Source organism: Enterovibrio coralii (genome assembly GCF_001559595.1).
GTDB classification, from domain to species: Bacteria; Pseudomonadota; Gammaproteobacteria; order Enterobacterales; family Vibrionaceae; genus Enterovibrio; species Enterovibrio coralii.
This window is the reverse complement of sequence record NZ_LNTY01000060.1, coordinates 73,723-99,372: the sequence shown is the minus strand read 5'-3', so window position 1 is coordinate 99,372 and position 25,650 is coordinate 73,723. Positions and strand designations below refer to the sequence as shown.

Sequence of the window (25,650 nt, the reverse complement as noted above, 5' to 3'; positions counted from 1 at the left end):
TCGAACTCCTAACTACCGCTTAGTGGTGTGCCCACTCAACAGTGTTCAAATCAATACCTTCTTTGTACATGTCCCACAGTGGTGACATCTCACGCAGCTTAATCACTGCCTTACGTACTTGTTCAATCGCGTAGTCCACTTCTTCTTCAGTAGTGAAGCGGCCGAAAGAGAAACGGATTGAGCTGTGTGCCAACTCATCGTTCAGGCCTAGTGCACGAAGAACATATGAAGGTTCAAGGCTTGCTGAAGTACATGCTGAACCCGAAGAAACAGCCAGGTCTTTCAGTGCCATCAGAAGAGACTCACCTTCAACAAAGGCAAAGCTCACATTCAAGTTACTTGCAACGCGTTGTTCTAGATCGCCGTTTACATAAACTGCTTCCAGATCTTTCACACCATCATAGAAACGGTTACGCAGTGCCAGAGAATGCGCTTGGTCTTTAGCCAGCTCTTCTTTTGCAATACGGAACGCTTCGCCCATACCCACGATTTGGTGAGTTGGTAGCGTGCCTGAGCGGAAACCACGCTCATGACCACCACCGTGCATTTGCGCTTCAAGGCGAATACGTGGTTTACGGCGAACGTACAGAGCACCGATACCTTTAGGGCCGTATGCTTTGTGTGCACTCATTGAAATCAGGTCAACTTTGATTTCTTGCGTGTCTAGCGGCAGTTTGCCGACAGATTGCGCAGCGTCTACGTGGAAGACCACTTTGCGCTCGCGGCACAGTTCACCAATCGCTGTGATGTCTTGAATCACACCGATTTCGTTATTTACGTGCATGATTGAAACAAGGATGGTGTCTTCGCGAATCGCGTCAGCCAGCTTGTTCAGATCGATGATGCCGTTTGATTCTGGCTCAAGGTAGGTCACTTCGTAACCTTCACGCTCAAGCTGGCGGCATGGGTCTAGCACAGCTTTGTGCTCGGTCTTACAGGTAATGATGTGCTTACCTTTCTTACCGTAGAAGTGCGCAACACCTTTAATTGCCAAGTTATCTGATTCAGTCGCACCAGACGTGAACACAATTTCACGTGGGTCCGCGTTCAGGTAATTAGCGATGTTTTCACGTGCGGTATCTACCGCCTCTTCTGCTTGCCAACCGAAACGGTGTGAACGCGATGCAGGGTTACCGAAACAACCGTCGATGGTCAGGTACTGCATCATTTTCTCAGCTACACGCGGATCTACTGGGCATGTCGCTGAATAGTCAAAATAAATTGGCAATTTCATTTGTGTCTCCAAGTACTCCGGCACTTCTAATTACTACGAGCGAAAATTCACACCAAGCGTTGCTGGTGCTTCGCTGCCACTGGAGTTTAAACCATGTCTAACAATAGTGGATGACTCAAGTGTAGAGTCTTGACGATCTGCGACTTGCTTAACTTCGTTGTCTTGCATGAGTTCGCCGAGCGTAATGTCATTCAAAAAGCCGCTGATTCGCGAGCTTAAGTCACGCCATAGCGTGTGTGTCAGGCAGCGTGTACCGCCTTGGCAATCACCTTTGCCTTGACACTTTGTTGCGTCTACGGATTCATCAACCGCGGCGATAACCATACCGACAGCGATTTCGTTCGCACTCACACCCAGACGGTAACCGCCACCTGGACCGCGAACGCTAGATACCAGACCAGCTTTGCGCAGACGCGAGAAAAGTTGTTCCAGATATGACAGAGAAATGCCTTGGCGTTCTGAAATATCCGCAAGAGGCACTGGCCCCATTTCGGAGTGTAGCGCGACATCCAGCATCGCTGTAACGGCATATCTGCCTTTCGAAGTCAGTCTCATAACATCCTACCTGTGAGCGAGTAATGGGATGAGTCTGACATACCTGACTAATATGGTCAAGTATTTAACCTACTAATTTAGTCAGGTTTTTAGTCATTAAAAAGTAACAACTATTTCTTATTCTCTTTACTTAACTTCTCAACAGAAGAAAGTACGCCACGAAGAATATTCAGCTCTTGGCTTTCAGGGCGTGCGCGGTTAAACAAGCGACGCAGCTTAGTCATTACCATGCCTGGGTGCGCTTTGTTGATGAAGCCTGTTTCGTTCAGAACATCTTCAAGGTGCGAATAAAAACGCTCCAGATCTTCTGCCAGCGGGTAAGGCTGTTCTTTCACTTCACCTTTGTATGCTTGGCTATCCAACCATGCCATGCGAGATTCATAACACAGCGTTTGTACCGCCATCGCCAGATTCAGCGAGCTGTACTCAGGGTTAGCAGGAATAGCGACGTGGAAATGACACGCTTGCAGTTCATCGTTAGTCAGACCCGTACGCTCACGACCAAACACAAACGCAACAGGGTGAGAAGCAGCTTCTTCTACTGCTTTCACACCCGCTTCGCGAGAATCCAGCATTGGCCACTCTAAAGAACGGTTGCGTGCGCTGGTGCCAATGACCAAACCACAGTCAGCAACAGCTTGTTCAACGGTATCGACGATACGCGCGTTGTTAGCAATATCGCTTGCACCTGCTGCCAAAGCGATAGCCTGACCGTCAACCTGACACTCAGGTGCGACCAGAACCATGTTTTTTAGTCCCATCACTTTCATTGCGCGAGCTGCTGAGCCGATATTGCCTGAATGTGTGGTGCCTACAAGCACAATTCGAATATTATCTAACATTTAGCGTTCACTGAATTTCTTCGTTTATAAAAAGCCGCGGGATTCTACCACAACAGGAAAACAATTGTGGTGTTTTGCTATAGAGACCCGAGCACATGAACAAAAAATAACCACTTCCCTTTTGCCCCAGCTCTGATATACTCGCCGCCGCTTTCCGTTCTTTAACATCCGTTGGGAAATTTGTATGCATCCTATGCTAAACATTGCCATTCGCGCTGCGCGAAAGGCTGGCGACTTTATCGCTAAATCTGCTGAAAACCCTGATAACGTAGAAGCGTCTTCTAAAGGCACTAACGACTTCGTTACTAACATTGATACTTCTGCAGAGCACATCATTATTGATGTAATCAAGAAATCTTACCCTGAACACTGCATCGTTTCAGAAGAAGCGGGCGTAGTATCAGGTAAAGATACTGATTACCAATGGATCATCGACCCACTGGATGGCACTACCAACTTTGTAAAATCATTCCCACATTTCTCAGTGTCTATCGCTTTGCGTATCAAAGGCCGTACTGAGATCGCGTGTGTTTATGATCCAATCCGCAACGAATTGTTCTCTGCTCAACGTGGTGCTGGTGCACAACTGAACAGCAAGCGTATTCGTGTGGGCGAAGCTAAAGATCTGTCAGGCACTATTCTGGCAACTGGCTTCCCATACAAAGCAAAACAACATTCTGAAGGTTTCATGAAAGTTGTTAGCGCACTGTTCATTGACTGTGCAGACTTCCGCCGCTCTGGTTCAGCTGCGCTGGATCTGTGTTACGTGGCAGCTGGCCGCGTTGACGGTTTCTTTGAACTGGGCCTGAAGCCTTGGGATATCGCAGCAGGTGAACTGATTGCGCGTGAAGCAGGTGCACTGTGCACTGACTTCGCTGGCGGTACTGACTACGTTCAGTCTGGCAACATCGTTGCTGCTAACCCGAAAGTATTGAAAAATATTTTGGCGAAGATTCGCGACAACGCGAACGAAGCGATGAAAAAATAAGATTCTTCGGAATTGAAAAGGCGTCCCTCGGGACGCCTTTTTTGTTTGTGCCAGTTGCGACGAAATAAAAAACGGAGCCATCAGGCTCCGTTTTCAATCGTCAATGACTAGCCGTTAAGGCATTGCATCAAACTCTTCGCCTTCTTTATCTACTGGCGGTGGTGGCAGCAAGTGCTCACGGGTCAGACCCAGAGACAGTGCCAGTGCCGACGCAACATAGATAGACGAGTACGTACCACAGTGATACCAATCAGCAATGCGGCAGCAAAGCCGTGGATCATCGCGCCGCCTTGTAGGAACAGAGCGATAACCACAAACAATGTGGTACCCGACGTGATAATGGTACGGCTCAACGTTTGCGAGATTGACTCGTTCATGATGTCAGCGGCGTCGCCCTTACGCATTTTGCGGAAGTTCTCACGCACACGGTCAAATACAACGATGGTATCGTTGAGCGAGTAACCGACAACGGTCAACAGTGCCGCCACGATGGTCAAATCCACTTCAATTTGCAGGAAGGAGAAAATACCCAGCGTGATGATCACGTCGTGCGCCAGCGAGGCTACCGCACCCGTTGCCAGACGCCACTCGAATCGTACCGATACGTACAGCAAGATACAGATCAGAGACGCTATGATCGCTAGACCACCCGCTTCTGTCAGCTCTTCACCCACGTTTGGACCCACGAATTCGATACGACGCATTTCTACAGCTTGACCTGTACCTTCTTTGATCGCATCCAGAATTTGTGTGCCCAGCAGCTCGCCTTGTACATCTTCACGAGGACGAAGGCGAACCATCACGTCACGTGAGGTACCAAAGTTTTGCACGATAGCATCGCCAAAACCTTTCGCTGCCAGTGACTCACGGATTTGTGGCAAATCTGCTGGTTGCTCAAAGCCTACTTCAATCAGCGTACCGCCGGTGAAATCCAGACCCCAGTTCAACCATTTGGTCGACAGGGTGAAGATTGACGCCGCGATCATTAGCGCAGAGAAAATGTATGCAGGCTTTGATAAGCGCATAAAGTCGAAATAGAAATTCGGCTTTAAAAGTTGAAACATTTTAATGCCTCCTTAAATCGACAGTTTATCTACGCGCTTACCGCCGTAGACCAGGTTAACCAGACAACGTGTACCGATAATTGCCGTGAACATCGACGTCAAAATACCGATAGACAGTGTTACCGCGAAGCCTTTCACCGGACCTGTACCCACTGCAAACAGAATGATTGCGGTGATCAGTGTGGTGATGTTGGCATCGGCAATGGTACTGAATGCGTTCGCATAGCCTTGGTGAATCGCTTGTTGCGGATTACGCCCTTCAAGGATTTCATCACGGATACGTTCGAATATCAGTACGTTGGCGTCAATTGCCATACCAACGGTCAATACGATACCTGCGATACCTGGCAAGGTCATGGTCGCACCTGGAATCATCGACATGACACCGATGATCAGCACGACGTTTGCCAGCAATGCAACGTTCGCGAACAGACCAAAGCGACGGTAGTAAACCGCTGTGAATAGCATGACCGCAATCAAGCCGTACAGACACGCCTTGATACCCATATCGATGTTTTGCTGACCCATTGATGGACCAATGGTACGTTCTTCAACGATAGAGATTGGCGCAATCAGAGCACCTGCACGCAGCAGCAGTGCAAGGTTGTGCGCTTCTGCTTGAGAGTCGATACCTGTGATACGGAAGTTACGACCCAGCGCGGTTTGAATCGTCGCTTGGTTAATCACTTCTTCATGCTTGGTCAGGATAACCTTGCCGTTTGCATCACGCTTGCCGCTATCTTTGTACTCAGCAAACACAGTTGCCATCAACTTGCCAACGTTGTTCTTAGAGAACGCGGCCATCTTGCTGCCACCTTCGCTATCTAGCGAGATGTTAACTTGAGGACGGCTGTATTCGTCGAAGCTTGAGCTTGCATCAGTGATGTGAGAACCACCCAGAATCACACGCTTCTTAACAACAACAGGGCGACCATCACGGGTTTGTTTCACTTCGCTACCCGGTGGCACGCGACCAGCTGCCGCAGCCGCTAAGTCAGCACTGTCATCCACTTCACGGAATTCCAGCGTTGCGGTTGCACCGAGGATTTCTTTCGCGCGCGCAGTGTCCTGAACACCTGGCAGTTCAACCACGATGCGGCTTGCACCTTGGCGCTGAACCAGTGGCTCAGCAACACCCAGTTCGTTTACACGGTTACGCAGGATGGTGATGTTTTGTTCTACAGCGTAGTTACGAATTTCTTGAAGACGTTGCTCGGTGAACTTAGCAGAAACAGCAAAACGGGCACTGTCGGTGGTAAACACCATATCTGGGTGCAGTTTCGCCAGTTCAGACTCAGCGTTATCCATGTCTTCTTCGTTGCGGAAAGTCACGTCAATGTTGTCGTCAGCACCTACACGGATGCCACGGTAACGGATTTTCGCTTCACGCAATTCGGTACGGAACGTATCTTCCTGTTGGCTCAGAAGCTTTTCCATCGCCGCGTCCATGTCAACTTCCATCAGGAAGTGAACACCACCGCGAAGGTCAAGGCCGAGCTTCATTGGGGTCGCACCAATCGCTTCCAACCAGCTTGGTGTGGCTGGCGCAAGGTTCAGCGCAACAACGTAGCCATCGTCTTTGTACTCAGCGTTGAGCAAGTCACGAGCGGCAATCTGTTGGTCTGTGTTCTTGAAACGAACCAGTACAGTACCGTTTTCCAGCGCAAGAGATTGGTAGGGAATGCTGTCTTTTTCGAGGGTATTTTTGACGGAGTCCAGAGTTGAAAGATCAACCGAGGCGCCACGCGCCCCGGAGATTTGAACCGCTGGATCTTCACCGTAGATATTGGGAAGTGCATAGATTGCGCCGACGATTAACACCAACACAACCATAATGTACTTCCACAAAGGATAACGGTTTAGCACTGCTATGATCCTTTATGGTGATGGGCTTACAGCGACTGAATCGTGCCTTTTGGCAGAACTGCAGTCACAAAATCCTTTTTAATAGTTACTTCACTGTTCGTGCCAAGCGCGATAACGATGAAGTCATTGTCTTCCGAGATTTTAGTGATTTTGCCAACCAAACCACCGTTGGTCAGAACTTCGTCACCTTTACCCATCGATGCCATCAGGTTCTTGTGTTCTTTAACACGCTTTGCCTGCGGACGGTAAATCATGAAGTAGAAAATAACGGCAAATAGGCCAAGCATGATAAATAGCTGCATACCGCCGCCTTGTGGTGCGCCTTCTGCTGCTGCATGAGCTTGTGAAATAAACATTCAGTTACGTCCTCGTATTATTTTGAACATTTTACTGGTTTCTTCTTTGTCGGCGGTTGCCCGCCGACAATCGGAAACCTTAATCTTCTTTCAGCGGTGGCACTTCACGGCCACGGCGTGCATAGAATTCTTGAACGAAGGTTTCTAATCTACCCTCGTCGATAGCGTTACGCAAACTCTCCATCAGGCGCTGATAGTAGCGCAGGTTATGGATGGTGTTCAGGCGGGCGCCAAGAATTTCGTTACAGCGATCAAGGTGATGCAAATACGCCTTGCTGTAGTTACGGCAAGTGTAACAGTCACACTCAGGATCCAGTGCAGTTGTATCGTTTTTATGTGTGGCATTGCGGATCTTGATCACACCGCCAGTCACAAACAGGTGGCCATTACGTGCATTTCGGGTCGGCATTACACAGTCGAACATGTCGATACCGCGACGAACACCTTCCACCAAGTCTTCTGGTTTGCCCACGCCCATCAGGTAACGTGGCTTATCTTCAGGCAGTTTTGGACACGTGTGTTCCAGAACACGGTGCATGTCTTCTTTTGGTTCACCAACAGCCAGACCGCCTACTGCGTAGCCGTCAAAACCGATGTTAGTCAGGCCTTCAACAGACACATCACGCAGGTCTTCATACACAGAACCTTGAACGATACCGAACAGCGCGTTTTTGTTGCCCATCTTGTCGAAGTGGTTACGGCTACGCTGTGCCCAACGCAGGCTCATTTCCATCGATTTTTTCGCTTCTTCGTGTGTCGCTGGGTATGGCGTACACTCATCGAAAATCATCACGATGTCAGAACCCAGGTCGTATTGGATTTCCATCGACTTTTCTGCGTCCATGAAAATCTTGTCACCGTTTACTGGGTTACGGAAATGCACACCTTCTTCGGTAATTTTACGCATCTTACCCAAGCTGAATACTTGGAAACCGCCTGAATCGGTAAGAATAGGACCTTGCCAATGCATAAAATCGTGCAGGTCACCGTGTGCACGCATCACTTCCTGACCAGGCGCAGCCACAGGTGGAAGGTATTACCCAACAAGATTTGTGCCCCCGTATCCGCCACTTCTTCGGGCGTCATACCTTTTACGGTGCCGTACGTACCCACAGGCATAAATGCTGGGGTCTCAACCGTACCACGTTCGAAAACCAGACGACCACGACGTGCGCGGCCTTCTTTCTTAATCAGTTCGTATTTCACGATACCTCCGACATGCCAGAGAAACAGTCTGGCGTTAATGTGCTCATTGCACAGAGACAAAACTGGCTGTCAGCGTGAAACGGACAGCCAGTTAAAATTGTTATGTTCTCGCAAAGCGCGACGATACCAAGCCCTGATTATACCTCAGTCTGGCGTGTTACAAACATCGCATCGCCGTAACTGAAGAAACGATACTCGTTTTTAACTGCTTCTTTGTAAGCATTCATGACATGGTCGTAACCTGCGAACGACGACACCAACATAATGAGGGTCGATTCCGGCAGGTGGAAGTTAGTCACCAGCGCATCCACCAGCTGCCATTCGTAGCCTGGGTAGATAAAAATCTTCGTGTCGTCAAAGAATGGCTTGAGTTCGGTGCCTTCTTGCTTGGCACGTTGTGCCGCACTTTCCAAAGAGCGTACTGATGTAGTACCGACTGCAATCACTCGGTTGCCACGAGATTTTGCGGCTAGAACGGCGTCGACAACGTCTTGAGGGACTTCTGCGTATTCCGCATGCATCACGTGGTCGTTAATGTCATCAACACGAACTGCTGGAATGTCCCTGCGCCAACGTGCAAGGTAACAAACGCCATTTCAACGCCTTTTTCTTTCAATGCAGCCAACATGCCTTCATCAAAATGAAGACCCGCGGTAGGAGCAGCAACAGCCCCTGGCTTTTTGTTGTAAACCGTTTGGTAACGCTCTTTGTCTGAGTCTTCATCAGGACGGTCGATGTATGGCGGCAATGGCATGTGACCGACTTGGTTCAGGATATCAAGCACGGCTTGCTCGCCACTGAATCGAATTTCAAACAATGCATCATGGCGCGCAACCATCTCTGCTTCGAACTCGTCGTTTTCGCCAAGGAATAATTGGTTACCCGGTTTTGGCGGCTTAGATGCACGAACGTGAGCAAGAATGGTTTTCTCATCCAGCATGCGTTCAACCAACACTTCAATCTTGCCACCCGACGCTTTACGGCCAAACACACGTGCAGGGATAACGCGCGTGTTGTTGAATACCATCAAGTCACCAGGCTGGACGAGATCCAGAACGTCGGTGAACTGTTTATGGTTCAACTCGCCCGTGTTTCCCGTCAATTGCAGCAGACGGCTGGCGGTACGGTTAGGTTGCGGATAACGCGCAATCAGCGCATCCGGTAAGTCGAAGTCAAAGTCGGATACTTGCATTGAAAAAGCCCCATTCTAAAGCAGCCCGCTAGTATAGGCTGCTGTGCTGCAATATCAAGCAAGAGTGAAAGCAAACCACCTGAAGGCTCAGGTGGTTTCGATGCATGCGCCCGCATACTTTACGCTGGCGAAATTGTCAGAATTTATGAAAGGTGTTTTCTGCGGGAAAGATAAAGAAGTCCGAACAGCGATAACGTCAGTAATCCGCCCATCGAACCACCACCGCCGCCACCGCCAGAGCCACCATCTCCTGAATCATCTCCTGAATCATCGATACGATTTTGGTCCATCGTTTGCGCTATCCAAGTCAGATAGTGACTCACTTCTGCAAAGCCGTCAGGCGAGCCAGTGTTACCGCATTCCCTAGCAAGACCATAGCTCACTATCCCAATTAATCGTGCACCTAGGTCTGTGTCACCTGCATGTGAAGGGTCTTGCCAAACCAACGGTCCACCAGAATCTCCAGTACATGTGCCTTCATTACTGGTGCTGTTTGCACAAATCGTGATATCACCCAATGCTGGGACATAGTTACCAAAACCATCTATGAGCCAACTGCATTGGTTATCCGGTACCCCTGTCATCAATACACCCATCAAATCGTCGGTATCGCCAGATCCATCTTGTGAAGTAGAACCCCAACCAGACACGAAGAGGTTGTCAGCGGTTCCATTTGCCGCTTCGTTGTTAAATGCAATTTGGTTAGCCTCGTCAACAAGCAAGATACTTCTTGCGGTTGAAGGGAGTGTTCCGGAGATTCTTAACAACGCGATATCGTTATCAAGGGTATTATCGTCGTAGTTGGGGTGAAGGTATCGACCGGTAACAGGCAGTGCCGTCCCATTTGGCCAATACGCACTGCCAGCATAAACAGTGAAGGTAAAGTCTTCTAGACGATAGAGGCAATGCGCCGCTGTGAGTATAAAGTTATCGGCGATAATCGAACCGCCACATGAGATTGTCGTGTTACCTCTCACTCCCCGCAAAAAAACTTGCCATGGGGCGTCACTGATTGAAATTAAAGAACCTCCCACGATACGAGGCTGTTTATCTTCTGCATAGGTGTTACCAGCAAAAAATGCTGACAATACAAGTACCACACTTCCTAGCCACTGTTTTGCTTTCATCCTTGTACCCTCTTTTATTCACTGCATAGGTGGGCAAATTGACGATAGCGGATGCTGATTGCTAGGTATATGGATGAAGGTTGGTGTAAAGCGCGTTTCTATTTAATACAACAATTTTCTTAAATTAGAGGCAAGCAAGTGACAATGAAGAGCAGACATATGCCGACCAAATCATATGGTTCGATCGGCACGCATTAAGGTTTAACGTGGGCATTTTCTGGGAGATTTCATTCGCTGGCTGAGACTCGAAATCACCAGCATCAGAAGTGAAAGCAGTGGGAAACTGCCACCGCCGCCGACTAACGCTCCCCCATTGCCAGAACCACCCGTTCCGCCACCAGTAACAGAATCACCGTCTCCACCGCTAGCGGTGATTTTCTCTGATATCCAAGACAGGTAATTGCTAACTTCAGCAAAACCATCTGGATAGGAGGTGTTTGCACACTCAGTGACCCAAGTGAAACTGACAACACCAATCAATCGACTTCCACCATCAGAATCACTGGCATGAGAGGGGTCTTTCCAAACCAGAGGTCCTCCAGAGTCACCCGTGCAGGCCCCTTTTTCCTCGTCATTGTTTGCACAAATGGTCATATCAGCAAGTTGCTGAGAGTAATTATTGTTGCTGTCCTGATTCCAGTAACAAACTGCGTCAGCGACACCTGTCATTGTTGTCCCTTGCAGACGCTCTGCAGCATTTTGTCTATTTTGCGTCGTCGTCCCCCACCCCGTTACGGTAAGGTTATCTTGTGTATTGGTCGCAGCTTCATTGTCAAAAGCGGTTTGATTGTCTTCACTGACTAGCTGGATAGCTTTTGTATTGGCGGGCAAGGTTCCTGATATTTTTACCAAAGCAATATCATTCAATAAGTTCGTATTGTCATAATCTTCGTGTATGTACCTTGCTGTAACAACATGCTGAGATCCGTCCCGCCACTCAGCATTCCCAGCGTAAACAGTGAATGTATATGAGCTATATGCATACAAACAGTGTGCAGCGGTTAATACATAGTTATCAGCGATGATCGACCCACCGCATCCGACAGTAGAAGCTCCGTTTGTTCCACGTAAATACACCTGCCAGGGCGCATCACTGATAGAAACGTCAGAGCCATTTACAATCAATGGTTGTATCTCTGCAGCATAAATCAAGTGGGTTCCCAACGAGCCAAACAATGGAAGCAGCATTCCTAGCCATTTCTTTTTCATCATCCATGCACCTGAAAATTAAAAAGATTAACGCGCAAGCATGACGATACAGAAGAAGTGCAAAAACTGATATGAACAGACTGCAAGAAGGGGGGCAACTATTTATTTATACGTTACAAATCTCGTTTTTATTACAAATTAAATCAATGTGAGCACATTTGAACAAAGCCGCTCGAGCTAAACGAACGGCTTGCGAAAAGTTTAATTAGTGGCGCTTTGTTGAAAGGCCGCGAATCGCTAATAATAACAATGCCGCCAAAGCTACTGGAGAGAACGACCCACCTCCGCCGCCCGACGTTGATGCAACAGACGTTGACGCAGCGCACGAACCTGCCTGACAACTAGAGATCCAGCTTAGATAGTTTGCCACTTGGGTATATACATCTGGAAAGGAGGGCGAAGCACATTGCGCGGCGGCCCCAAAGCTGACAAGGCCGATTAACGTCGCGCCGCCGTCTGAATCACCGGAGCGAGACGGATCATACCAAATCAGCGGCCCACCCGAGTCACCGTTACATGCACCGATTCCTGACTCTTGGGCGCAGAAGAACTTGCTCTGATAATCGCTAACACCGCTGACGGTGGTTCCCCAAGATGAGGCGCAGGAAGCATCCGAAATCGCGGAAACATCTGCTTTTTGCAAAGTATTTGTCGACACCGAGCGGCCAGTATCTTTATACCCCCAACCTGTCAGCAACATGTCCTTGGCAGAAAGGTTCGCCGTCGCATCGACAGCCGCTTGAACTGTGCTGTTTGGCAATTGCACCGCTGCTGCATTGGCATTCACATTTGACGATAACTTGATGATAGCAATATCGTTTTCGAGCGTATCTTTGTTATAAGCACTGTTGCGTAAACCGCCGACACCCCAGATTGAAAACTCGAGAAATTTGCCCCGAACGTCTCGGCAGTGCCAGTGTAAACGCTGACAGAGCTGGCTGGTGCCAAAGAGAAGGGATCATCGTCGTCCGCGGTATCGAGACAGTGGGCGGCTGTCAGTATCCAGTTGCTGGCTATCACCACACCACCACAAAAACTGTTTCCGATACGGACAAACGCCTGCCACGGCGCATCCGTTATCACAGCATCGCTCCCCCCAACGACATTCGGCGATTTATCTGCGGCAAGGAGTGGAAGCGACCAAAGCAAAACAATCAGAGTCATCAGTTTTCGCATAGTTCCCCCTAAATAGCTTCGAAACCAACAGCCTGATCACGTCAGGCAGTTTCTAAATGAGCGCGCAAAAGAGATTACGTATTGCAGTTAGAAAACATGAATGCCATCACCTAAATCTCGATACATTTTCGCTACATTCAGCTTATAACCCCGTAGTTTTTATGGAATTAGGAGGTCATATGCTTACCGTAAAGGAAATGATGACGTCAGAACCGCATACGCTGTCTATTAAGCATACGATAAACGACGCAAAGTGCCTGATGGATTCCAAACGAATTCGTCATATTCCCATCGTGTCTGAAGACAACAGCTTGGAAGGCCTTATCACACAACGTGATGTGCTCTCGGCGCAAAGCTCTAGCTTGAAAAAGACGTGAGTGACAATGACCCAATGCAAGCAACGCTGGCGCGTTTTCTGGATCGTCCACTGTTTACCGTCTCGCCCAACGCAGGCTTAAAAGCGGCAGCCCTTTACATGCAAAAGCACAAAATTGGCTGCCTTCCTGTCGTGCATCACGATAAGCTAGTAGGAATCATTACAGACTCTGACTTTGTTGCGATTGCTATTACCTTGATTGAGTTGCAAGAAGAAGCCGAGCCGCTAGAGCTAGAAGAGAGCGACGACGCCGCGTAACAAAGCAGTAAGTGAGGTGGATTGAATTTCCTCGCACACCTGCACATTGCAACCGAGTGCCAAAGCCAGCCCATGGGCAATTTGCTGGCGGACTTTGTTCGGGGTAAACCTGACGGACGTTTTAGTGAAGAAACCGTGGACGGTGTTTATCTTCACCGACACGTAGACAGCTACATTGATTCGCTCGATGCGATAAAACGTTGCCGCGCGCTATTTCCCAAGCACCTTTATCGATTCAGTGCCATCGCATTGGATATTTTCTGGGATCACGCCCTAACGACACAGTGGCAGCAGTTCCACCACCAGCCATTTACCCAGTTTCTTCTAGATACTGAGCACCAAAGCCGCTCGGCTATAAGCCATGAGCCCTACCCGCTCCCGGAGCACTTTCTGTTTATGTATGACAAGATGTGGAAAGAGCAATGGCTCCCGTCTTATCAAGACATTGAAACGCTTCCTTTTGTGTTAAAACGCATGTCGATGCGCAGTCCTCGCATGGGACCATTGGCCGATACAGCTGCCACACTGGTTGTGCATCGCGACACACTGCTCGATGAATTTCCGGCGATTTACAACGATGTCCTCGCCTCAGCTAAACACTTTCGAAAACAGCAAAAAGAAAAGCGACCCTAAGGGGTCGCTTTGGTAATCGCATTGGCGGATTCTTGGGCTTCCTGTTTCTTGGATGACCTATGCGATTAAAGCTGGTGCTTTTAGAACTGATCTTCTTCTGTTGAACCTGTCAGTGCTGTTACTGATGACGCGCCACCTTGAATGGTGTTGGTCATTTTGTCGAAGTAACCAGTACCCACTTCTTGTTGGTGAGCCACGAAGGTGTATCCCTTCTCTGCTGCAGCAAACTCTGGACGCTGCACTTTTTCAACGTAGTGACGCATACCTTCGCCTTGCGCGTAAGCATGGGCCAGCTCGAACATGTTGAACCACATGTTGTGGATACCTGCCAGTGTAATGAACTGGTATTTGTACCCCATGTCTGACAACTCTTGCTGGAAGCGCGCGATGGTGTCTGCGTCGAGGTTCTTCTCCCAGTTGAACGAAGGCGAACAGTTGTAAGCCAGCAGTTGGTCTGGGTATTCAGCCAGAATCGCTTCCGCGAACTGGCGTGCTTCTTCCAGATCAGGTTTTGCCGTTTCACACCACACCAAATCAGCATACGGTGCGTAAGCAAGACCACGTGCGATAGCTTGGTCGATACCCGCACGCACTTTGTAGAAGCCTTCTGCCGTGCGCTCACCTTCGATAAAGTCTTTATCGTACGGGTCGCAATCTGAGGTCAGCAAATCTGCAGCGTTCGCATCGGTACGTGCAATAACTAGCGTCGTTGTCCCTGCAACGTCAGCGGCAAGACGCGCAGCAATCAGTTTCTGAACGGCTTCTTGAGTCGGAACCAGTACCTTACCGCCCATATGGCCACATTTTTTCACTGATGCCAGCTGGTCTTCAAAGTGAACGCCCGCAGCACCGGCTTCAATCATATGCTTCATCAGCTCATAGGCATTCAGCACACCGCCAAAGCCAGCTTCCGCATCTGCCACGATCGGCAGGAAGTAATCTGTACCCGTTTCTGGCGTTTCGCCTTTAGACCACTGAATTTGGTCAGCACGACGGAATGCGTTGTTAATGCGCTTAACTACCGCAGGTACAGAGTCTACTGGGTACAGTGATTGGTCTGGGTACATGCTCGAAGCCGTGTTGTTATCCGCCGCCACCTGCCAGCCGGACAGATAAATCGCTTCAATACCTGCTTTTGCCTGTTGAACCGCCTGACCACCGGTCAGTGCACCCAAACAGTTCACATAACCCTTTTTCGCTGAACCATTGACGAGATCCCACAACTTCTCTGCGCCACGCTGAGCGATAGTTTGTTCCGGTACAAAAGAGCCGCGAAGTTCCACAACTTCTTCTGCAGTGTATGTGCGCTTCACATTCTTCCAACGTGGGTTCTCTTCCCAGTCTTTTTTCAGCGCGTCGATTTGCTGTTGTCTCGTCAGTGTCATTGTGCTTCCCTCTCTCAATGTGCAAAGTTGATAGGTTTTAAATTCACTCAGTACTCAATCCAGTAGCTCATAGCCCGACAATGTCAGGAAGTCCGCCAGCTCATCGCTCGTGGTCAGTTGCTCCATCAAACTGGCCCCCTGACGATACTTACCGCGGTTAAACAATTCCTCGCCGAGTTCTTCTTTTAGTACAGCCATTTCTTCGTCCAAACAGGCACGGAAGAAATCAGCCGTTACGGTTTTTCCATTGCTTAGTGCCTTCTCATGCTTGATCCACTGCCAGATAGACGCACGAGAGATTTCTGCGGTCGCCGCATCTTCCATCAGACCGTAAATAGGCACACAGCCATTCCCCGAAATCCATGCTTCGATGTACTGCACCGCCACACGAATGTTATGTCGCATGCCTTCTTCGGTGCGCTCTCCATCGCAAGGTTCCGTCAGCTCTTTCGACGTGATGGGTGCATCTTCCGCACGGGTCACATCTAACTGATTCTTTCTGTTGCCCAATGCCGCATCAAACACGGCTTTTGCTGTGTCAGCCAGACCTGGGTGCGCCACCCAAGTACCGTCGTGGCCGTTATTCGCTTCAAGTGATTTGTCAGAGGTGATTTTCTCCAGCACCCACGCATTTTTCTCTGGGTCTTTGGACGGAATAAATGCAGCCATACCTCCCATTGCCATCGCGCCGCGGCGGTGACAGGTTTTCACCAGTAAACGCGAGTAAGCGTTCAAAAACGGTTTTTCCATCGTTACCACCTGACGGTCTGGCAAGACACGGTCTGGGTGATTACGGAACGTTTTGATGTAGCTAAAGATGTAATCCCAACGGCCACAGTTCAGTGCCACGATGTGGTCTTTCAGGCTGTGCAGGATTTCATCCATCTCAAACACCGCCGGCAAGGTCTCAATCAAAATGGTCGCTTTGATGGTGCCGCGAGACAGGCCAAATTCGTCTTCGGCAAAACAGAACACATCATTCCACCACGCCGCTTCTTGGTGCGCTTGCAGCTTTGGCAAGTAGAAGTAAGGACCAGAGCCGTTTTCCAGCAAGGCCTTATGGTTACGGAAGAAATACAGGCCGAAATCGAACAGTGCGCCCGGAATTGGCTTACCGTCCAACAATACGTGCTTTTCTTTCAAATGCAGACCGCGCACGCGGCAAATCAGCACAGCAGGATCATCACCCAGCGCGTAATGTTTGCCCGTCGCGGGGTTGTTGTAAGAGATGGTGCGTGCAATCGCGTCAGTCAGGTTACGCTGACCTTGCAGCACAGGCCCCCACACGGGAGAAAACGAATCTTCAAAGTCCGCCATGAAGACCTTCACATTGGCGTTGAGCGCGTTGATCACCATTTTGCGCTCTGGTGGGCCCGTAATTTCCAAACGGCGATCCTGCAAGTCTTCAGGAATGCCACGGATTTTCCAATTACCTTGGCGAATGGATTCCGTCTGCGGCAAGAAATCAGGCACACCGCCAGCATCAAACTGTGCTTGGCGCGCTTCACGCGCTGCTAACAGCTCAGGGACGCGATGTGCAAAGCGGGTCGCAAGCTTGTGGAGAAATGCAAGTGCTTCATCCGTCAAGACATCCGATTCTTGATCCGTGATGGGTGGGTTGAACGAAAATTGCGATGAAGTTTGTTGTGCTTGCAAATCCATGTCATTCCTCCATTTTCATTTGTAACCAAATCACAACATTGAACACTATTCCTTAGCGCAACACATTGGCTTCAATCTGCTCCAAACTCTTCAATAAACTTGCGTATTTATCGAAGCACGTCAACACCCACCAACGCATTAGACTTAAGTATAAATACATTGAAACTGTTTAATTTCAATGATTTAAACGGCAATAGAGTTTTAACTCAAAACACTAAATTAAAACAAATAGCAGATTCTTATTCCGTGAAGAGTCAAATCATCCCAAGGTTGCATTTTTGTAATGACTTACGTAATTAAATTACTTATTCCGCATTTTCATAAACAGAGAAAATGCCACGTTTTAAACGTAGCAGCAGAACGCCATATTTGCAGAAAATCTTTTCATAACAAAAAGTTAACAATTGTGAAATTTTGAGGGCGTGTACAGAAGTGTGTTGTAACCGCTTAATAAGCGGAGAAAAATATGTAGGCTGAACTACAGAAGTTAGTTTCAAAATTGCAGAAGACTTTCTTTTGCCATTTTGGAGTATTCATCTACGAGAAAGAAAATAGTCAGCATATAACATCAAACTTTTCTCGAATTACTCAAAGCCGTAAGCTTGGATGAAAAATGCAGGGCTATTTCATCGTTTTGAGAGAAGAACACATGGAATGACGTCCGGTAACGAGATCTGCACGCCCGGACGTACTAAACAAAAACGAAGGCAAGAGCCCCAAAAAGAGAAGGCATTTAAAGCAAGGTTTCGACCAACTCAGCAAGCACATCGAACGTGGCTTTTCGGCTAGACGTAGGCCGCCATACCAAACCAATCTCTCGATAGGCTTCTTGACCTGGTGGCTGCACCACCGCCAAGTTCAGGTTATCAATCAGGCCATGATTAATGGCCATCTGCGGAATAAACGTTGTGCCTAAGCCATTCGCCACCATTTGTACCAGTGTATGAAGGCTGGTTGCAGTAAACGGATTAATCTTCTCAGTGGTGGTGAGCTTGCACGCTGACACCGCATGATCGGTCAGGCAGTGCTCACGCTCAAGTAAAAAGACAGATTCATCCGGCAAGTCAGAATAGCTCAGCGGCAAATGCACCTGCGCCGCCTGAAACTTACTCATCACCATTCTAAACGCATCACGCCCCACCACGCGGCTCGCCATGCTGCCAATATCAACCGGCAGCGCCAGTATAAGCACATCCATCTCCCCGCTTTTCAGCGCAGAAAGCAAGTTGGCCGTGGTATCTTCGCGCAGCAGCAAATCCAGCTCAGGGTATTGTTTATTCACTGCCTGTACCAAATCGCACAGAAGGAAAGGCGCAATGGTCGGAATACACCCAACACGCAGCTTGCCCTGCATCGGGCTATCATTGACCTGAGTCAGTTCCATCAAATCTTGGCTGCGTGCCAAAATTTCGCGACTACGAGACACCACATCTTCGCCGATTGCAGAGAATACAAGCGTTTTGTTATCGCGCTCAATAAGCTGAGATCCGATCAGATCTTCTAGGTTTTGGATACCGGAACTTAGTGTAGACTGACTAACGAAGCATTGTTTTGCCGCCTCGCCAAAGTGGCGGGTTTCATACAATGTGACCAAATAATGGAGTTGTTTGAGAGAAGGGAACTTTGTCATCGATTTTTCCGATTACATTAATCTATTAAATCCACTTTTTTCAATTTAGCAGTTCCATTATAGTTTGTCCCGTTCATAGATGAATCGAGGCGTTAGCGCCTGATACGCAAACATTTTTAGGAGCTGAGAAATGGTACTAGTTGGCCGTCAAGCCCCAGACTTCACTGCAGCAGCAGTACTGGGCAATGGTGAAATCGTAGAAAACTTCAACCTGAAAGAGTTCACCAAAGGTAAGAAAGCAGTTCTGTTCTTCTACCCGCTGGACTTCACCTTCGTATGTCCTTCTGAGCTGATCGCTTTCGACAAGCGTCACGCAGACTTCCAAGCTAAGGGCGTAGAAGTAATCGGTGTTTCTATCGACTCTCAGTTCTCTCACAACGCATGGCGTAACACTGCTGTTGAAGACGGCGGTATCGGCCAAGTTAAATACCCTCTGGTAGCTGACGTTAAGCACGAAATCTGTAAAGCGTACGACGTTGAGCACCCAGAAGCTGGTGTAGCATTCCGTGGTTCTTTCCTGATCGACGAAGACGGTCTGGTTCGCCACCAAGTAGTTAACGACCTGCCACTGGGCCGTAACATCGACGAGATGCTGCGTATGGTTGACGCACTGAACTTCCACCAGAAGAACGGTGAAGTTTGCCCAGCACAATGGGAAGAAGGTAAAGCAGGTATGGACGCATCTCCAAAGGGCGTTGCAGCTTACCTGTCTGAGCACACTGAAGACCTGTAATTTGGTCTGACTGCCCCTCAACAGCAGTCTCTAACGCGTAAGCGTAAAGCCAATAAGTCAGCTTAAAAAAATATGAGGCCCGGACCACCGGGCCCTTTTTGTATCTGGCGTTCGTAAATCCACACCACTCCCTACAATCTCCCCCGCTTTGCTTCCTGCTTTGTCTTACCCGCTCTGTGCGTCAAAACCATCAAAACCTTCGCCTACCTTTGCCCTTCGCGGTATCTAGAAAGCCTGAGGCTCATTCAGCCATGCGAATATTCAGGCGTATGAAAGCGCAATACAAAAGAGCCTGTAAAGACCAATGCAAACAGATGTGAGGAATGCTAGGAGCTAGGAGCTAGGAGCTAGGAGCTAAACGATAGCGTAGCGAGGACGTGCGCAGAGCGAAGAAATAAAAGCAGATAGAGAGAAAACACCGCAACGCGGTAAAAAGCGGATCGCCAGATAGCAAAAAAGCGCAGCGGATTACTCCACTGCGCTTTTTTTGATCGACAATTACAGCTTGATTACGTTAGCTGCTTGAGGACCTTTTTGGCCTTGCTCAACGTCGAAAGAAACTTTTTGGCCTTCAGCCAGAGTTTTGAAGCCTTCAGAAGCGATTGCACGGAAGTGAACGAACACGTCTGCGCCGCCGTTGTCTTGAGAAATGAAACCGAAACCTTTCTCTTCGTTAAACCATTTTACGATGCCAGTAGACTTAGACATTTTATGCCCCTTATATATATTCGATGAAAAATCGCTTAAAGCGAGTAATGCACTGAGTGTTGGAATTATTGAATGTTACGATTAAGCCAAGGGGAACACAGAGGTCATCGTCAGTAACGAAGGAAATCTGAGGTCTTACTTTTACTTGATGTTGCATTAATAACTCTGCAAGACAGAGCGGGGGTCATAGTATATGAACGGTCTCACTTGTAAAGGTTTATCTTGCGTTTTATTTAAACAATTTTTCGTTATGCTTTCTTTTTAACCACTTACCGCTCCCTCTTTCGCCGTCGCCAATTTTTACCAAACTTTTACACCTCCCCTGCTTCTATTTTGTTCATATCTCATTGATGATGAGCCTAAATTCACAGCGAGGAACGCGTAATGTCTGTATTGGTCGAAGTGTGTATCGACAGCCTTGAATCTCTTCCTATTGCGCAAGCCGCAGGTGCTGGACGCATTGAGCTTTGTAGCTCTCTGGCAACAGGCGGTTTAACAGCAAGTGCTGGCTACATGAAGCAAGCCGCACGCATCAGCAACATCCCGGTTTACGGCATCATCCGCCCACGTGAAGGCGATTTCCTGTATTCCAGTGATGATGTGGAAATCATGCTGGAAGACATCCACACAGCACGCCGCGCAGGCCTTAACGGCGTGGTTATTGGTGCATTGAATGCTGACGGCACGATAGCGCAAGACGCGGTGAGCGAGATGATCAAAGCCGCAGGCGATCTCGGCATTACTTTCCACCGCGCCATCGACCATTGTTCTGCCCCGTTTGACGCGCTGGAGTTTCTGATGGCGAACGATGTGGAACGCGTTCTTACCTCAGGCCTCGCGAAAAGTGCCAACTTAGGCATAGAGACCTTAAAAGAGATGGTCAGCTTTACCCAAGGCCGCCTCAGCATCATGCCAGGTGCAGGCGTATCGCCAGACAACGCCAAGCTTATTGTGGAATCCACAGGCGCGCATGAAATTCATCTGTCAGGCAAAACCACCCGCTCTTCCCTGATGGCCTATCGCAACGAGAAAGCGACCATGGGCAACAGCGACAGTGACTTCGACATTACGGTCACAAATCCTGACGTCATCCAACGCACGATCAACGCGCTGCGTTAACCAAAAGTCGCACTTTTCTATCAGGGGGATTGCAAACATCCCCCTTTCTTTTTTAGGGTGACGCTACGACACATGCTCAAACGGAAAGGAGCAGTTCATGGCGACCTCAGAAAAAGCCCAAAAGAAATCCAAAAAAGCCAAGCTCACCAAAGCGGCTTACGAAGACAAACTCACCGAGCTGCAAACCGAACTCGTCAAACTGCAAGAATGGGTCAAACTCAAAGGCCTGAAAGTGGTTGTGGTGTTTGAAGGACGCGACGCCGCAGGCAAAGGCGGCGTGATAAAACGCATTACCGAAAAGCTCAACCCGCGTGTTTGCCGCATTGTGGCCCTCGACAAACCCACCGAGCGCGAACGCTCTCAATGGTATTTCCAGCGTTATGTTGCGCACTTACCTGCCGCTGGCGAAATCGTGCTGTTTGACCGCAGCTGGTACAACCGAGCAGGCGTTGAGAAAGTCATGGGCTTTTGCTCTGACGACGAGTACGAAGAGTTCTTCCGCACCTGTCCTGAATTCGAGCGAATGCTGCAACGCTCCGGCATCATCTTGCTGAAATACTGGTTCTCGGTATCTGACGAAGAGCAAGAGAAGCGCTTTAAAGAACGTATTGAAACGCCCATCAAACGCTGGAAGTTCAGCCCGATGGACTTGGAGTCGCGAAGCCGCTGGATTGAATACAGTGAAGCGAAAGACAGGATGTTTGCCTTCACCGACACCAAAGAATCTCCGTGGTGGGTCGTGGAAGCGGATAACAAAAAGCGTGCGCGCCTTAACTGCATCTCGCACCTGCTCTCTAGCATTCCTTATGAAGCCATCGAGTATGAAGAGATTGCCCTGCCGGACATCAACCAAGAAGGCTACATTCGCGTACCGCTTGAAAGTCAAAGCTTTGTGCCGGACATTGCCAATGACGTCGCCTTGGGTGACGACTAAAAGTGCCAATTAATTCCTATTCTGACAGGCACAAAAGAGGGCAGCCAACGCTGCCCTTTTCATGTTCTCACCCTTAGTCTGCTTTTCGCAGCGGGTTCACCTTGCCACCTGTGACAGGGTCGGCATTGCCTTCTTGCTTGGCGCGTTCGGCGCGGCGGCGGCGGATTTCTTTTGGGTCGGCCACCAGTGGGCGGTAAATCTCAATGCGATCGCCATCGTGCACCAATGCGTCCAGTTTCACCAAACGGCTGAACACACCCACTTTGTTCTTTTTCAGATCAATTTCTGGGTACGCTTCCAACACACCAGAATGACGGATGATGTCTTCCACATGCATATCTGGCGTAACAATCGCCTTAAACACGCGTTGCTCTTGCGGCAGGGCATACACCACTTCCACATGCAGCAGTTTTTCATCGCTCATATACGTCTCTCGCCCTTTGGGTAAATGCTTTTACCATGTTCAAGGTCAGCTCGTTAAACACCTTACCAAACGCCATTTCTACTAAACCGTTCTTAAACTCAAAGTCCAAGTTCAACTCAATCTTACAGGCGTCAACATCCAGTGAGGTGAAGTTCCAGCCACCTACCAGCTTACGGAAAGGGCCATCCACCAATTCCATTTTGATCGCTTGGCCTTCCACCAATTCATTGCGGGTGGTAAAGGTTTTGCGAATGCCCGCCTTAGCAACGTCAACAGACGCTGTCATTGCGCTGTCGCTCGCTTCCAGCACGCGCGAACCGGCGCAGCCAGGCAAGAACGACGGATAGGCTTCAACATCATTAACAAGCTTAAACATTTGCTCTGCACTATACGGCACGAGGCAGAACGGGTAATACGTGGCATAGCATCTCCTCTCAGGTCGATGCCGACATCATATCACTGGACTGAATTTAGGCAAAAAAACCAATAAAAAGTATTCCGCCCGAGAGAATCACTGCCGTATAATGACCCCATTATGGTAAAGAAAAATTCAAAGAATAAAGCGGGCAGCAATACAATTGCGCAGAACCGCCAAGCTCGCCACGAGTACTTCATCGAAGACGATGTAGAAGTCGGGCTTGAGCTACAAGGCTGGGAAGTGAAGTCACTTCGTGCAGGTAAAGCCAACATCAGTGAGAGCTACGTGTTCTTCCGAAATGGTGAAGCCTTCATGTCGGGTGCGACCATCACCCCACTGAATGTTGCCTCTACTCACGTTGTGGCAGACCCTACACGTGTGCGTAAACTGCTGCTCAAGCGTCGTGAACTTGACTCTTTGATTGGCAAAGTGAACCGCGAAGGTTACACCGTTGTCGCACTTTCCCTCTACTGGAAACAGTCGTGGGCTAAACTTAAGATTGGTCTGGCGAAAGGTAAGAAGCTTCATGACAAGCGCGATGCAAGCAAAGATCGCGATTGGCAGCGCGATAAAGCGCGAATCATGAAGGCTGCAGCCAGATAATCGTTGACGCAGCAGCATGTTATGCTAGTATCTGCGCCATATTCCGGGGCTGATTCAGGATTCGACAGGATCAAGAAGGCTCGTGGAGCATGCCGAGGGGCGGTTTGCCTCGTAAAAAGCCGCAAAAAAATAGTCGCAAACGACGAAAACTACGCACTAGCAGCTTAATAACCTGCTTAGAGCCTGCCCTCCCTAGCCTCCGCCTGTAGGACGGGGAATCAGGGCAGTCAAACCCAATCAGGATAGCGAGGGAAGCTTTGACTAGAGAGCTGAACCGCGAAATAGAATTCTGGTATGTCTTTTTGTAGCGTGTCTATTCGCAGCACACTGACGAGATTAAAGATAGACTAAGCATGTAGTGCCATTAGTTAGACTGATTTTGGACGCGGGTTCAACTCCCGCCAGCTCCACCAAATTCGTATACGAAGATGTCCTAGGACATCCAAAAGGCCACTTAGATCAATGATTTAAGTGGCCTTTTTGTATCTATACGATTCAAAGAGATTCGACGACGATCGGGACGACAGGGACCACGGTCGGGACCATACTGCGAAAACACACAGTCTTCGTGGTCCCAAATCGAAAGGAGTCTCTACCATGCCAGCAACGGTCAAACCGCTCACTGATACTCAAATCCGCAACACAAAGGCCACCAGCAAGGACATCACGCTTTACGACGGGTACGGGCTCAATCTACTCGTACGCACCTCAGGCACCAAATCTTGGCAGCTACGCTACCTGCACCCTCTCACAAAGAAGCGTAAGAAAATGTCGCTAGGCTCTTACCCTGCACTGTCACTTGCTCAAGCGAGAAAGAAACGAATGGCGGTCCAAGAACTCTTGGCAAACGGTATCGATCCTATTGAAGACGACGCTGAGCACAAAGCTGCTATGCTTGCTGAAGACAAACACACATTCGGTGCTATCGCATTAGCGTGGTTCAAGGTAAAGCGAACAAGCGTATCTGAAGACTATGCCCAAGACATAATGCGCTCGCTCGAACTTCACCTGCTCCCCTATATCGGCAAGCAGCCGATTACCAAACTAACCCCACCTTCACTGATAGAGGTTTTGCGTCCTTTAGAAGCAAAAGGCACGTTGGAGACATTGCGAAGAGTCGTACAGCGTATGAATGAAATATTCACCTTCGCGATCAACACAGGTGTTATCACCAGCAATCCGGCTCAACGCATCGCTACCGCTTTCACTGCGCCATCACCCTCACATCAACCCACCATAAAACCTGAGGCGCTCCCTGAATTCATGAGGCGTTTACGTGAAGCCCAGATTCGTAGAGAGACACGCGCACTCATCGAGTTTCAGCTTCATACGATGACTCGCCCGGGTGAAGCCGCAGGGGCCAAATGGGACGAGTTCGACTTTGAACAAAAGCTTTGGACCATACCCGCAGAGCGAATGAAAGCCAAGCGCGCCCATGTAGTTCCGCTGTCCGCACACGTGGTCGATATTCTGAACTTCATGCAGTCGGTCAGTTTAGGCTCACCGTTTGTGTTCCCATCCATCAAAGACAAAATGCGCCCCATGAACAGTCAAACGGCGAACCAAGCCATTAAACGTATGGGCTACACCAAGCAGTTGGTGTCGCATGGCTTGCGCTCCATTGCCAGCACCACACTCAATGAACAAGGTTTTGCCCCAGATGTCATTGAAGCCTGCCTAGCCCATCTTGATAAAAACCAAGTACGCCGAGCGTATAACCGCGCAACCTATTTGGAACAGCGCACCAAGGTAATGCAGTGGTGGAGCGACTACATCGACACTTGCCTTACTGGTGTTACCAAACAAGCTGGCTACCGAACGCTAAAACTAGCGTAAGGAAATCATTGCACTACGAGTGAATTGCCAATTTTGATCGAGATCTCACTCCAAGCAATTGGCTCCAAATAAATTTAAATGGGGACGATAAAACTTTCCCTGCCCGATTAAATGGC

Annotated in this window: 21 protein-coding genes, 1 other RNA gene and 5 pseudogenes; 9 read left to right on the top strand and 18 right to left on the bottom strand. The window is 49.0% G+C overall.

Annotation, left to right across the window (positions count from 1 at the left end; genetic code table 11):
- Nucleotides 1–19: 19 nt before the first annotated feature.
- The 3 genes from ATN88_RS24070 to trmJ form a co-directional block, all read right to left on the bottom strand.
- The gene (locus tag ATN88_RS24070; protein WP_067420016.1) at nucleotides 20–1,234 is read right to left on the bottom strand and encodes an IscS subfamily cysteine desulfurase; all 1,215 of its coding nucleotides are present in this window, start codon (nucleotides 1,232–1,234) and stop codon (nucleotides 20–22) included.
- Between the two features lie 33 nt (nucleotides 1,235–1,267).
- Nucleotides 1,268–1,789, bottom strand: a complete 522-nt coding sequence (gene iscR / locus ATN88_RS24065) for a Fe-S cluster assembly transcriptional regulator IscR (RefSeq protein WP_067420015.1) — start codon at nucleotides 1,787–1,789, stop codon at nucleotides 1,268–1,270.
- Nucleotides 1,790–1,899: 110 nt separating this feature from the next.
- On the bottom strand, nucleotides 1,900–2,631 hold the full coding sequence (trmJ, locus tag ATN88_RS24060; RefSeq protein ID WP_067420014.1) for a tRNA (cytosine(32)/uridine(32)-2'-O)-methyltransferase TrmJ: 732 nt from the start codon (nucleotides 2,629–2,631) through the stop codon (nucleotides 1,900–1,902).
- 184 nt (nucleotides 2,632–2,815) lie between these two features.
- On the opposite strand from trmJ, the gene suhB reads away from it, so the two are divergent.
- A complete protein-coding gene (gene suhB, locus ATN88_RS24055) occupies nucleotides 2,816–3,619 on the top strand; it encodes an inositol-1-monophosphatase (protein WP_067420013.1) in 804 nt (267 codons plus the stop codon).
- A gap of 114 nt (nucleotides 3,620–3,733) precedes the next feature.
- Here suhB and secF read toward each other — a convergent pair.
- The 9 genes and pseudogenes from secF to ATN88_RS28480 all read right to left on the bottom strand — a co-directional run bounded on the left by secF (nucleotide 3,734) and on the right by ATN88_RS28480 (nucleotide 12,815).
- A pseudogene (secF, locus tag ATN88_RS24050) lies at nucleotides 3,734–4,683 on the bottom strand (protein translocase subunit SecF).
- Between the two features lie 12 nt (nucleotides 4,684–4,695).
- A complete protein-coding gene (gene secD / locus ATN88_RS24045) occupies nucleotides 4,696–6,549 on the bottom strand; it encodes a protein translocase subunit SecD (RefSeq protein ID WP_067420012.1) in 1,854 nt (617 codons plus the stop codon).
- Between the two features lie 26 nt (nucleotides 6,550–6,575).
- A complete protein-coding gene (gene yajC / locus ATN88_RS24040) occupies nucleotides 6,576–6,905 on the bottom strand; it encodes a preprotein translocase subunit YajC (protein WP_067420011.1) in 330 nt (109 codons plus the stop codon).
- 79 nt (nucleotides 6,906–6,984) lie between these two features.
- Nucleotides 6,985–8,111: pseudogene (gene tgt, locus ATN88_RS24035) on the bottom strand (tRNA guanosine(34) transglycosylase Tgt).
- Nucleotides 8,112–8,248: 137 nt separating this feature from the next.
- Nucleotides 8,249–9,303 (bottom strand): annotated as a pseudogene (gene queA / locus ATN88_RS24030) (tRNA preQ1(34) S-adenosylmethionine ribosyltransferase-isomerase QueA).
- A gap of 143 nt (nucleotides 9,304–9,446) precedes the next feature.
- Complete coding sequence (locus ATN88_RS24025; protein ID WP_067420010.1) at nucleotides 9,447–10,430, bottom strand: S1 family serine peptidase; 984 nt, start codon at nucleotides 10,428–10,430, stop codon at nucleotides 9,447–9,449.
- A 201-nt stretch (nucleotides 10,431–10,631) separates the two neighbouring features.
- The gene (locus ATN88_RS24020) at nucleotides 10,632–11,642 is read right to left on the bottom strand and encodes a S1 family peptidase (RefSeq protein WP_067420009.1); all 1,011 of its coding nucleotides are present in this window, start codon (nucleotides 11,640–11,642) and stop codon (nucleotides 10,632–10,634) included.
- Nucleotides 11,643–11,844: 202 nt separating this feature from the next.
- Entirely contained in the window at nucleotides 11,845–12,444 is a 600-nt protein-coding gene (locus ATN88_RS28485; protein WP_269748237.1) for a trypsin-like serine protease, read from the bottom strand.
- The gene (locus ATN88_RS28480) at nucleotides 12,423–12,815 is read right to left on the bottom strand and encodes a trypsin-like serine protease (protein ID WP_269748234.1); all 393 of its coding nucleotides are present in this window, start codon (nucleotides 12,813–12,815) and stop codon (nucleotides 12,423–12,425) included. The genes ATN88_RS28485 and ATN88_RS28480 overlap by 22 nt, the downstream gene beginning before the upstream one ends.
- 179 nt (nucleotides 12,816–12,994) lie before the next feature.
- Between ATN88_RS28480 and ATN88_RS24010 the strand changes: the two are divergent.
- Nucleotides 12,995–13,449 (top strand): annotated as a pseudogene (locus ATN88_RS24010) (CBS domain-containing protein).
- Between the two features lie 21 nt (nucleotides 13,450–13,470).
- The gene (locus tag ATN88_RS24005) at nucleotides 13,471–14,082 is read left to right on the top strand and encodes an acyl carrier protein phosphodiesterase (protein WP_067420008.1); all 612 of its coding nucleotides are present in this window, start codon (nucleotides 13,471–13,473) and stop codon (nucleotides 14,080–14,082) included.
- Between the two features lie 80 nt (nucleotides 14,083–14,162).
- On the opposite strand, the gene aceA is transcribed toward ATN88_RS24005, so the two are convergent.
- The 3 genes from aceA to ATN88_RS23990 form a co-directional block, all read right to left on the bottom strand.
- Nucleotides 14,163–15,467 (bottom strand): isocitrate lyase, encoded by a 1,305-nt coding sequence (aceA, locus tag ATN88_RS24000; RefSeq protein ID WP_067420007.1) that lies wholly within the window; start codon nucleotides 15,465–15,467, stop codon nucleotides 14,163–14,165.
- Between the two features lie 54 nt (nucleotides 15,468–15,521).
- Complete coding sequence (aceB, locus tag ATN88_RS23995; protein ID WP_067420006.1) at nucleotides 15,522–17,129, bottom strand: malate synthase A; 1,608 nt, start codon at nucleotides 17,127–17,129, stop codon at nucleotides 15,522–15,524.
- A gap of 733 nt (nucleotides 17,130–17,862) precedes the next feature.
- Nucleotides 17,863–18,759, bottom strand: coding sequence for a hydrogen peroxide-inducible genes activator (locus ATN88_RS23990; RefSeq protein ID WP_067420005.1), 897 nt, complete (start codon nucleotides 18,757–18,759; stop codon nucleotides 17,863–17,865).
- Nucleotides 18,760–18,889: 130 nt separating this feature from the next.
- Between ATN88_RS23990 and ATN88_RS23985 the strand changes: the two genes are divergently transcribed.
- Nucleotides 18,890–19,492: a peroxiredoxin C gene (locus ATN88_RS23985; protein WP_067420004.1), complete on the top strand. Its 603-nt coding sequence runs from the start codon at nucleotides 18,890–18,892 to the stop codon at nucleotides 19,490–19,492.
- A gap of 498 nt (nucleotides 19,493–19,990) precedes the next feature.
- Here the strand turns inward: ATN88_RS23985 and cspE are convergent, their stop codons facing one another.
- Nucleotides 19,991–20,200 (bottom strand): transcription antiterminator/RNA stability regulator CspE, encoded by a 210-nt coding sequence (gene cspE, locus ATN88_RS23980; RefSeq protein ID WP_067420003.1) that lies wholly within the window; start codon nucleotides 20,198–20,200, stop codon nucleotides 19,991–19,993.
- 384 nt (nucleotides 20,201–20,584) lie between these two features.
- On the opposite strand from cspE, the gene ATN88_RS23975 reads away from it, so the two are divergent.
- Together ATN88_RS23975 and ppk2 are read left to right on the top strand one after the other, a co-directional pair.
- Nucleotides 20,585–21,319 (top strand): copper homeostasis protein CutC, encoded by a 735-nt coding sequence (locus ATN88_RS23975; RefSeq protein ID WP_067420002.1) that lies wholly within the window; start codon nucleotides 20,585–20,587, stop codon nucleotides 21,317–21,319.
- Nucleotides 21,320–21,416: 97 nt separating this feature from the next.
- Entirely contained in the window at nucleotides 21,417–22,253 is an 837-nt protein-coding gene (gene ppk2 / locus ATN88_RS23970) for a polyphosphate kinase 2 (protein ID WP_067420001.1), read from the top strand.
- Nucleotides 22,254–22,326: 73 nt separating this feature from the next.
- On the opposite strand, the gene ATN88_RS23965 is transcribed toward ppk2, so the two are convergent.
- Nucleotides 22,327–22,677 carry an RnfH family protein gene (locus tag ATN88_RS23965; protein ID WP_067420000.1) on the bottom strand — a complete coding sequence of 117 codons (351 nt, stop codon included), beginning with the start codon at nucleotides 22,675–22,677 and terminating at the stop codon, nucleotides 22,327–22,329.
- Nucleotides 22,667–23,100, bottom strand: a pseudogene (locus tag ATN88_RS23960) (SRPBCC family protein). The gene ATN88_RS23965 and the pseudogene ATN88_RS23960 overlap by 11 nt, the downstream one beginning before the upstream one ends.
- Nucleotides 23,101–23,212: 112 nt before the next feature.
- On the opposite strand from ATN88_RS23960, the gene smpB reads away from it, so the two are divergent.
- From smpB to ATN88_RS23945, 3 genes are all read left to right on the top strand, one after another.
- Nucleotides 23,213–23,698, top strand: coding sequence for an SsrA-binding protein SmpB (gene smpB / locus ATN88_RS23955; protein ID WP_067419998.1), 486 nt, complete (start codon nucleotides 23,213–23,215; stop codon nucleotides 23,696–23,698).
- A 45-nt stretch (nucleotides 23,699–23,743) separates the two neighbouring features.
- Nucleotides 23,744–24,111, top strand: a transfer-messenger RNA (tmRNA) gene (gene ssrA / locus ATN88_RS23950).
- Between the two features lie 184 nt (nucleotides 24,112–24,295).
- Nucleotides 24,296–25,534, top strand: coding sequence for an integrase domain-containing protein (locus ATN88_RS23945; protein WP_067419997.1), 1,239 nt, complete (start codon nucleotides 24,296–24,298; stop codon nucleotides 25,532–25,534).
- Nucleotides 25,535–25,650 lie beyond the last annotated feature (116 nt).

Bases quoted from the DNA above. Each gene is read 5' to 3' on its own strand.
- ATN88_RS24070 (WP_067420016.1), bottom strand. From the start codon at position 1,234: ATGAAATTGCCAATTTATTTTGACTATTCAGCGACATGCCCAGTAGAT.
- iscR (WP_067420015.1), bottom strand. From the start codon at position 1,789: ATGAGACTGACTTCGAAAGGCAGATATGCCGTTACAGCGATGCTGGAT.
- trmJ (WP_067420014.1), bottom strand. From the start codon at position 2,631: ATGTTAGATAATATTCGAATTGTGCTTGTAGGCACCACACATTCAGGC.
- suhB (WP_067420013.1), top strand. From the start codon at position 2,816: ATGCATCCTATGCTAAACATTGCCATTCGCGCTGCGCGAAAGGCTGGC.
- yajC (WP_067420011.1), bottom strand. From the start codon at position 6,905: ATGTTTATTTCACAAGCTCATGCAGCAGCAGAAGGCGCACCACAAGGC.
- ATN88_RS24025 (WP_067420010.1), bottom strand. From the start codon at position 10,430: ATGAAAGCAAAACAGTGGCTAGGAAGTGTGGTACTTGTATTGTCAGCA.
- ATN88_RS24020 (WP_067420009.1), bottom strand. From the start codon at position 11,642: ATGATGAAAAAGAAATGGCTAGGAATGCTGCTTCCATTGTTTGGCTCG.
- ATN88_RS28480 (WP_269748234.1), bottom strand. From the start codon at position 12,815: ATGCGAAAACTGATGACTCTGATTGTTTTGCTTTGGTCGCTTCCACTC.
- aceA (WP_067420007.1), bottom strand. From the start codon at position 15,467: ATGACACTGACGAGACAACAGCAAATCGACGCGCTGAAAAAAGACTGG.
- aceB (WP_067420006.1), bottom strand. From the start codon at position 17,129: ATGGATTTGCAAGCACAACAAACTTCATCGCAATTTTCGTTCAACCCA.
- ATN88_RS23990 (WP_067420005.1), bottom strand. From the start codon at position 18,759: ATGACAAAGTTCCCTTCTCTCAAACAACTCCATTATTTGGTCACATTG.
- ATN88_RS23985 (WP_067420004.1), top strand. From the start codon at position 18,890: ATGGTACTAGTTGGCCGTCAAGCCCCAGACTTCACTGCAGCAGCAGTA.
- cspE (WP_067420003.1), bottom strand. From the start codon at position 20,200: ATGTCTAAGTCTACTGGCATCGTAAAATGGTTTAACGAAGAGAAAGGT.
- ATN88_RS23975 (WP_067420002.1), top strand. From the start codon at position 20,585: ATGTCTGTATTGGTCGAAGTGTGTATCGACAGCCTTGAATCTCTTCCT.
- ppk2 (WP_067420001.1), top strand. From the start codon at position 21,417: ATGGCGACCTCAGAAAAAGCCCAAAAGAAATCCAAAAAAGCCAAGCTC.
- ATN88_RS23965 (WP_067420000.1), bottom strand. From the start codon at position 22,677: ATGAGCGATGAAAAACTGCTGCATGTGGAAGTGGTGTATGCCCTGCCG.
- smpB (WP_067419998.1), top strand. From the start codon at position 23,213: ATGGTAAAGAAAAATTCAAAGAATAAAGCGGGCAGCAATACAATTGCG.
- ATN88_RS23945 (WP_067419997.1), top strand. From the start codon at position 24,296: ATGCCAGCAACGGTCAAACCGCTCACTGATACTCAAATCCGCAACACA.